General features: G+C 71.0%; 10 protein-coding genes and 1 rRNA gene. 8 read left to right on the forward strand and 3 right to left on the reverse strand.

All coding sequences use genetic code 11. The features are described from left to right. Positions 1 to 108: 108 nt before the first annotated feature. Positions 109 to 348 (forward strand): chaplin, encoded by a 240-nt coding sequence (locus BM385_RS11315; RefSeq protein WP_019433932.1) that lies wholly within the window; start codon positions 109 to 111, stop codon positions 346 to 348. Between the two features lie 176 nt (positions 349 to 524). Continuing rightward, positions 525 to 770, forward strand: a complete 246-nt coding sequence (locus tag BM385_RS11320; RefSeq protein WP_019433933.1) for a chaplin — start codon at positions 525 to 527, stop codon at positions 768 to 770. 89 nt (positions 771 to 859) lie between these two features. Here the strand turns inward: BM385_RS11320 and BM385_RS11325 are convergent, their stop codons facing one another. Then, positions 860 to 1675 carry an Rv1486c family protein gene (locus tag BM385_RS11325; RefSeq protein ID WP_019433934.1) on the reverse strand — a complete coding sequence of 272 codons (816 nt, stop codon included), beginning with the start codon at positions 1673 to 1675 and terminating at the stop codon, positions 860 to 862. Positions 1676 to 1808: 133 nt separating this feature from the next. Here BM385_RS11325 and BM385_RS11330 point away from each other — a divergent pair, with 133 nt between their 5' ends. The 3 genes from BM385_RS11330 to BM385_RS11340 all read left to right on the forward strand — a co-directional run bounded on the left by BM385_RS11330 (position 1809) and on the right by BM385_RS11340 (position 4141). After that, on the forward strand, positions 1809 to 2600 hold the full coding sequence (locus BM385_RS11330) for an ABC transporter ATP-binding protein (protein WP_019433935.1): 792 nt from the start codon (positions 1809 to 1811) through the stop codon (positions 2598 to 2600). Between the two features lie 98 nt (positions 2601 to 2698). Next, the gene (locus BM385_RS11335) at positions 2699 to 3121 is read left to right on the forward strand and encodes an NfeD family protein (protein WP_093842934.1); all 423 of its coding nucleotides are present in this window, start codon (positions 2699 to 2701) and stop codon (positions 3119 to 3121) included. A 54-nt stretch (positions 3122 to 3175) separates the two neighbouring features. Then, the gene (locus BM385_RS11340; protein WP_019433937.1) at positions 3176 to 4141 is read left to right on the forward strand and encodes an SPFH domain-containing protein; all 966 of its coding nucleotides are present in this window, start codon (positions 3176 to 3178) and stop codon (positions 4139 to 4141) included. A 97-nt stretch (positions 4142 to 4238) separates the two neighbouring features. Here BM385_RS11340 and BM385_RS11345 read toward each other — a convergent pair whose 3' ends face one another. Together BM385_RS11345 and BM385_RS11350 are read right to left on the reverse strand one after the other, a co-directional pair. Continuing rightward, a complete protein-coding gene (locus tag BM385_RS11345) occupies positions 4239 to 4775 on the reverse strand; it encodes an HNH endonuclease (protein WP_019433938.1) in 537 nt (178 codons plus the stop codon). Between the two features lie 173 nt (positions 4776 to 4948). After that, a complete protein-coding gene (locus BM385_RS11350; protein WP_019433939.1) occupies positions 4949 to 5491 on the reverse strand; it encodes a YbhB/YbcL family Raf kinase inhibitor-like protein in 543 nt (180 codons plus the stop codon). A 64-nt stretch (positions 5492 to 5555) separates the two neighbouring features. Between BM385_RS11350 and BM385_RS11355 the strand changes: the two genes are divergently transcribed. The 3 genes from BM385_RS11355 to BM385_RS11365 all read left to right on the forward strand — a co-directional run. Beyond that, a complete protein-coding gene (locus BM385_RS11355; RefSeq protein WP_093842935.1) occupies positions 5556 to 5867 on the forward strand; it encodes a barstar family protein in 312 nt (103 codons plus the stop codon). Positions 5868 to 5869: 2 nt separating this feature from the next. Then, entirely contained in the window at positions 5870 to 6547 is a 678-nt protein-coding gene (locus tag BM385_RS11360; protein WP_019433941.1) for a DNA-3-methyladenine glycosylase, read from the forward strand. 370 nt (positions 6548 to 6917) lie between these two features. Then, positions 6918 to 7088, forward strand: a 16S ribosomal RNA gene (locus BM385_RS11365); the annotation flags it as partial.

Consider the following 7088-nt stretch of genomic DNA (forward strand, 5'->3'; position numbering starts at 1 on the left):
ATTCGGTCGGGTGGTTGTCCCCCACATGGCGGAACCCGTTCGGCGGTGGCGCGTTTCCCAGGGCGTGCCACGGCCGACCGGCCGTGGCGGAGTCCGAAAGGTATCCGCATGAACAACATGAAGAAGATCGCCGTCGTTTCCGCCGTGGCCGGCGGTATCGCCGCCGCCGGTGCCGGGGTGGCCTCCGCCGCCGCCGGTGCCCACGGCGACGCGGTGCACTCGCCCGGTGTCATCTCCGGCAACGTCGTCGAGGCCCCGATCCACGTCCCGGTCAACGTCGTCGGCAACACCGTCAACGTGATCGGCCTGCTCAACCCGGCGTTCGGCAACTTCGGCCTGGCCCACTGACCCACGGGCACCGCCTCCTGAGGACGGGCGGCCGCGCACGCAGCTGATCGGCCTATTGCGCCGAACGGCGGTTATCACCCGGCGCCCCGTGTCATCCGGACACGGACCGCGTTGTGCAGCGCGTGGCTCTTCCGTCGGAGCCACCCCAGAGAACCGTCCCAGGAGGATCGCACGTCATGAACACTGCGAAGAAGGCCGCCTTCGTGCTTGCCGCCGCCGGTGTCGCCGTCGGCAGTGCCGCCGGTCTGGCCGCCGCCCACGACGGGGCGAGCGCCAAGGCCAAGGCCGTGCACTCGCCCGGTGTCATCTCCGGCAACATCGTTCAGATCCCGGTGGATGTGCCGATCAACATCGTCGGCAACACCCTGAACGTGGTCGGTCTGCTGAACCCGGCGTTCGGCAACGTCGGCGCCATCGTCTGACGCCACCCCCACGGTCATCACGGCCCCGCGGACCCCATCCCCCGCGGGGCCGTGATCCATGTCCCGGCCCCGCCGCGGCCCCGCCCGGCTCAGCCGCGCTGCCGCTCCAGCTCCTCCGCGTACGCGTTGTACGCCGCCACCCGCGCCCGCCGCGCCGCCCGCTCCACCGGCCGCAACAGCCGGTCCCGCGCCGCGATCTCCGCCGCGCTCACCGCGCCACCGTGCTCACCGCCCCCGGCCAGCTCCACCAGACCGGCCACCCGCCGCGCCAGCTCCAGCACCCGCGCCGCCCGCGGCGGATACCCCGGCGCCAGCACCTGCCGCCCGCGCTCCATCCGCGCCCGGTACGCGTCCAGCCGTGCCCGGGTGGCCGGCCCCGCACCCGCCACGTCCAGCATCGCCAGCGCCTCGGTCGTCTCCCGCAACACCTCGTTCAGCTCACGCTCCGCCTCACCCAGCGACGGCACGTCCGCCGGCGGCGCCTGCCGCACCGCGGAGCAGCGCCACACCACCCGGGTCAGCACATCACCGGCCGCACCGGCCTCGTCCACCTCCGGGATCAGCCCGAGCGCGGGACCCGCCTGCGCGCCCACCCCCGGAGCACCCCCGGCCAGCACCGCCTCACCGGCCTCCAGCGCCGCCGTGTTGAACTCCGGCGGCCCGCTCAGCCCCAGCGGATGCCCGGGCGCGGGCAGCGCCACCCGCAGCCCCGCCACGCCCAGCGCCCGCAGCCGGCCGAACGCCAGGGTCAGCGCCACCGGCCCCGGCTCCCCGGGCAGCCCCACCACCCGGTGCGCCGCGTCGTCCCCCACGGCCCGCACGGCGGCGTCGTCCGGCGACACCAGACCGGCCAGCAGAGCGTTCCCCCAGGCGGCCAGCCGCCCGGCACGAGGTTCTTCGAGCATGGCCTCAGCATAGGGAAGAGGGCTCAAGGACCCTCCTGGCGCCCGGGACATGACGGGCGTGGCGTAAGTTTTGTTCCGGGGACGTGCCGGAAGGCACCCGGAGGACGGCGACTGCATTGGGAGAGACCGCGGCATGAGCGATGTACTGGAGCTGGTGGACGTATCCGTGGTCCGCGAAGGCCGCGCTCTGGTGAACCAGGTCTCCTGGTCGGTCGCCGAAGGCGAACGATGGGTGATCCTGGGTCCCAACGGCGCCGGCAAGACAACCCTGCTGAACATCGCGTCCAGCTACCTCTTCCCCACCTCGGGAAGCGTCGGGATCCTCGGCGAGAAGCTCGGCGGCGTCGACGTCTTCGAACTCCGCCCCCGCATCGGCATGGCCTCCAGCGCCCTGGCCGGCAAGCTCTCCCAGCGCGCCACCGTCCTCCAGACGGTGCTCACCGCCGCCTACGGCATGACCGCCGGCTGGCAGGAGCACTACGAGGACGTGGACGAGCGGCGGGCCCGCGCCTTCCTGGACCGGCTCGGCATGAGCGAACTCCTGGACCGCCGCTTCGGCACCCTCTCCGAGGGCGAGCGCAAGCGCACCCAGATCGCCCGCGCCCTGATGACCGACCCCGAACTGCTGCTGCTCGACGAGCCCGCCGCCGGGCTCGACCTCGGCGGCCGGGAGGACCTGGTACGCCGCCTCGGCCGGCTCGCCCGCGACCCGTACGCGCCCGCGATGATCATGGTCACCCACCATGTCGAGGAGATCGCCCCCGGCTTCACCCACGTCCTGCTCATCCGGCAGGGCAAGGTGCTGGACGCGGGCCCGGTGGACTCCGTCCTCACCTCCGCCGCCCTCTCGCACTGCTTCGGGCTCCCGCTCATCGTCGAGCGCCAGGGCGACCGCTGGACCGCCCACGGCCTGCCGCTGACCTGACACCGGAGACGGTCACCGGCCGGAACACGGACGATTCCGGCCGGTGTCTGACGAAATCCGGCCTGTTCGCTTCGCCGCGCCGCCCCTACGATGGCGGTGTGGACTTCTGGGTGTGGTGGCTGATCGCCGCCGGAGGATTCTCGATCGCGCTCGTGCTGACCGCGATGCCCGAGCTCGGCATGCTCGCCATCGGGGCGGGAGCAGCCGCCGCCTCCGGCGCCGTCACCGACAACATCGCCCTCCAGGTGATCGTCTTCGCGGTCGTCTCCACCGCCCTGCTCGTGGTCGTGCGCCCCATCGCCCGCCGCGCCCGCGTCCTGCCCCCCAAGCTCAGCTCCGGCGTGGACGGTCTCAAGGGCCGCACCGCCGTCGTCCTGGAACGGGTCGACTCCCGTGACGGCCGGATCAAGCTCGCCGGCGAGGAGTGGTCCGCCCGCGCGCTGGACAACGACATCACCCACGAACCGGGCTCCGAGGTCAGCGTGGTGGAGATCGACGGAGCCACAGCCATCGTGATGTGATGGACCCGCGATCCAGACAACCGTTCAACTCATCTAGCCGCAGGGGGAGTCACGATGGACGCCATCATCATCGTGCTGGTCATCCTGGTGGTGCTGGTCATCATCGCCCTCGTCCAGACGATCCAGGTCATCCAGCAGGCCAGCGCCGCGATCGTCGAACGATTCGGCCGCTACACCCGCACCCTGAACGCCGGCCTCAACATCGTGGTCCCGTTCATCGACCGCATCCGCAACCGCATCGACCTGCGTGAACAGGTCGTGCCCTTCCCGCCGCAGCCGGTGATCACCCAGGACAACCTGGTGGTCAACATCGACACCGTCATCTACTACCAGGTGACCGATGCCCGCGCCGCGACCTACGAGGTCTCCAACTACATCCAGGCCATCGAGCAGCTGACGGTCACCACCCTGCGGAACATCATCGGTGGCATGGACCTGGAGCGCACCCTCACCTCCCGCGAGGAGATCAACGCGGCCCTGCGCGGCGTCCTCGACGAGGCCACCGGCAAGTGGGGCATCCGCGTCAACCGCGTCGAGCTCAAGGCCATCGAGCCGCCGACCTCCATCCAGGACTCGATGGAGAAGCAGATGCGCGCCGACCGTGACAAGCGCGCCGCGATCCTCCAGGCCGAGGGTGTCCGGCAGTCCGAGATCCTCCAGGCCGAGGGTGCCAAGCAGTCCGAGATCCTGCGCGCCGAAGGTGACGCCAAGGCCTCCGCCCTGCGCGCCGAGGGTGAGGCCCAGGCCATCCGCACCGTCTTCGAGGCGATCCACGCCGGCGACGCCGACCAGAAGCTGCTCTCCTACCAGTACGTCCAGATGCTCCCGAAGATCGCCTCCGGCGACTCCAACAAGCTCTGGATCGTCCCCAGCGAGATCGGCGACGCCCTCAAGGGCCTGGGCGGCAACCTCAACCGCATCACCGGCAACGGCACCGGGAACGGCCCCGACGGCGGCGCCGGCGACCCCGGCACCCTGAACAAGCCGCAGGTCGGCCGCCAGCAGCCGCGCATCGAATAACGGCCACCGCTCCACCGCGCACGGATGGGACGAAGGCCGCGGGCCCCGACCGGATCGGTCGGGGCCCGCGGCCTTCGTCCCAGGGCACCCGCCGCGCTCACGCGGACTCGGACACCGGCACCGTCCCCCAGCCGCCCACCGCGGACGCCCCCACCGGCAGCACCTCGTCCTCCCGCAGCCCCAGCGCCAGCAGCAGCGCGTCCGCCGGCGTCGGCTCGAAGGGCTGCACCAGCAGCGCCATCCCCGCCTGCGCGGGCGTCCGGTCCGCCTTGCGGTGGTTGTCCTCCGCGCACGCCGCCACCGTGTTCAGCCAGGTGTCCCCGCCACCCCGGGAACGCGGCAGCACATGATCGATCGTGGTCGCCCGGCGACCGCAGTACGCGCACCGGTGCCGGTCCCGTACCAGCACCCCGCGCCGCGACCACGGGGCCCGTTGTCGGAACGGCACCTTCACGAACCGCCGCAGCCTGATCACCTGCGGTACCGGCAGCTCCACCGCCGCCGCCCGCACCCGCAGCCCCGGATGCGCCTGCTCCACCACTGCCTTGTGCTGGATGACCAGCACCACCGCCCGCCGCAGCGACACCGTCGACAGTGGCTCGTAGGTCGCATTGAGCACCAGCGTCTGCCGCATCCCGCCCACCTCCCCTGAGCCGCCCGCCCCCTGGCGGGATGGCACCACTGTGCCGGGGGCAGGTGAGCCTCACAATGCAATTTCCCGGGAGGTAACAAAAACGGGAGATGACGGTTAAACCCCCGGTGCGGGATCGAATCGGCATCGTCCGGCACCGGGGGATCACCGCACGGTCAGCTCTGCGCCGGCACCTCGTACTCACCGATCAGCTGCGCCCGCCCGATGGCGTGGAACCGCAGCATGAACCCCACCTGGGCGGGGGTGGCGTCCGCGTCCGGGCCGAGCTTCTCGCTGTCCACCGCGTACACCGTGAACACATAGCGGTGCGGACCGTCCCCGGGCGGCGGCGCGGCGCCACCGAAGTCCCGGGTGCCGTAGTCGTTGCGCACGTGCACGGCGCCCTCGGGCAGCCCGGCCATCGCACCGCTGCCCGCACCGGCCGGCAGCTCGGTGACCGACGCCGGGATGTCGAACAGCGACCAGTGCCAGAAACCGCTGCCGGTCGGCGCGTCCGGGTCGTAGCAGGTGACCGCGAAGCTCCTGGTGCCCTCCGGGAAACCCTCCCAGCGCAGCTGGGGCGAGGTGTTCCCGGCCGCGTGTACCTGCGCCTCGCCCAGCCGGGCACCGGGCGCGAGGTCATCACTGGTCACGGTGAAGGACGCCACCGGCGGATGGAAGTCGTGGGGGAGCGGACGGCGGGGCGACTGGGACGTCATGGGCCTCTCCTCGTCGGGCGATAGTGGTGCTGATCACCCTAGCCAGCCCGACCGGAGGTATCCGATGACCGGACCAGCACCGCACCGCCTCGACCTCACCGGCGTGCGCGACAAGGCCGGACTGCTGCGCAGCTGCGCCGAGCAGCTGGGGTTCCCCGACGAATTCGGCCACAACTGGGACGCGCTGGATGACTGTCTGCGCGATCTGTCATGGTGGGGTGAGCCAGGGGCGGACGGCTGGACGGTCGAGGTGACCGGCTGGGGGGAGCTGCGCCGGCGGGCGCCGGAGCTGACGCGGACCCTGGGGGAGATCTTCGCGGACGCCGGGACCTACTGGAGGGAACGGGGCGTCCCGCTGACCGTGACACTGGGATGAGGATGAGCAGCACCACCACCGCGACCGAACCCCTGCCCCGCGCCTTCTTCGACCGCCCGGTCCTGGAGGTCGCCCCCGATCTGCTGGGCCGCACCCTGGTGAGGCGCTCGGCCGAGGGCACGATCACGCTGCGGCTGACCGAGGTCGAGGCGTACGCCGGGGAGATCGACCCCGGCTCCCATGCCTTCCGCGGCCGGACCGCCCGGAACGCCACGATGTTCGGTCCGCCCGGGCACGCGTACGTCTACTTCACCTACGGGATGTGGCACTGCCTGAATCTGGTCTGCGGCCCGGAGGGCCGGGCGAGCGGGGTGCTGCTGCGGGCCGGGGAGGTGCTGAGTGGCGCCGAGCTGGCCCGCCCGCGCCGGGCGGCGGCCCGCGGCCGGGACCACGAGCTGGCCAAGGGCCCGGCGCGGCTGGCCACGGCTCTGGAGGTGGACCGGGCGCTGGACGGGACGGATGTGTGCGCCGACGGCGAGGAGTTCGCGCTGCGGGTACTGGCCGGCACCCCGGTGGCCCGGGAGCGGATCGGCACCGGCCCCCGCACGGGCGTGGCCGGCGACGGCGGGGTGCACCCCTGGCGCTTCTGGATCACCGGCGACCCCACGGTGAGCCCCTACCGCCCGCACCAGCCGAGACGGCGGACGCGAGGACTTGACGCCGGTGTCACGGGGTCGTAATGTAGATCGAGTCGCTGGAGGCGGCAACCCCAGGGAAGCGGTCGAAAGACCGACCGGGGAAGCCTCGGAGGCGACACCCACTCCATCTGATCGGAACTCTCCCGTTCTGGTTTCTTTGGCGCGCTCTTTGCGAGTCGCCGGAGAAAGCGAAAGGGCCCGATTAGGAGCCGGCGGGAAAGTCGGTTAGAGTAGTGGACACGAAGGGAAAGCCCGGAGGGGCCCGAGAGGGAACCAAAGGAAGCATCCGTTCCTTGAGAACTCAACAGCGTGCCAAATAGTCAATGCCAGATTATTTTGACTGAGTCTGCATCTCGACCTCGTCTGAGGTGCAGCATTTAAGCGAGGATTTTCCTTGCTCTTACATGAAGCATTCATGGAGAGTTTGATCCTGGCTCAGGACGAACGCTGGCGGCGTGCTTAACACATGCAAGTCGAACGATGAACCGGTTTCGGCCGGGGATTAGTGGCGAACGGGTGAGTAACACGTGGGCAATCTGCCCTGCACTCTGGGATAAGCCCGGGAAACTGGGTCTAATACCGG

Source organism: Streptomyces harbinensis, from assembly GCF_900116145.1.
Lineage (GTDB): Bacteria > Actinomycetota > Actinomycetes > Streptomycetales > Streptomycetaceae > Streptomyces > Streptomyces carpaticus.

Coding starts and splice junctions, on each gene's coding strand:
- BM385_RS11315 (WP_019433932.1), top strand. CDS start 109: ATGAACAACATGAAGAAGATCGCCGTCGTTTCCGCCGTGGCCGGCGGT.
- BM385_RS11320 (WP_019433933.1), top strand. CDS start 525: ATGAACACTGCGAAGAAGGCCGCCTTCGTGCTTGCCGCCGCCGGTGTC.
- BM385_RS11325 (WP_019433934.1), bottom strand. CDS start 1,675: ATGCTCGAAGAACCTCGTGCCGGGCGGCTGGCCGCCTGGGGGAACGCT.
- BM385_RS11330 (WP_019433935.1), top strand. CDS start 1,809: ATGAGCGATGTACTGGAGCTGGTGGACGTATCCGTGGTCCGCGAAGGC.
- BM385_RS11340 (WP_019433937.1), top strand. CDS start 3,176: ATGGACGCCATCATCATCGTGCTGGTCATCCTGGTGGTGCTGGTCATC.
- BM385_RS11345 (WP_019433938.1), bottom strand. CDS start 4,775: ATGCGGCAGACGCTGGTGCTCAATGCGACCTACGAGCCACTGTCGACG.
- BM385_RS11350 (WP_019433939.1), bottom strand. CDS start 5,491: ATGACGTCCCAGTCGCCCCGCCGTCCGCTCCCCCACGACTTCCATCCG.
- BM385_RS11355 (WP_093842935.1), top strand. CDS start 5,556: ATGACCGGACCAGCACCGCACCGCCTCGACCTCACCGGCGTGCGCGAC.
- BM385_RS11360 (WP_019433941.1), top strand. CDS start 5,870: ATGAGCAGCACCACCACCGCGACCGAACCCCTGCCCCGCGCCTTCTTC.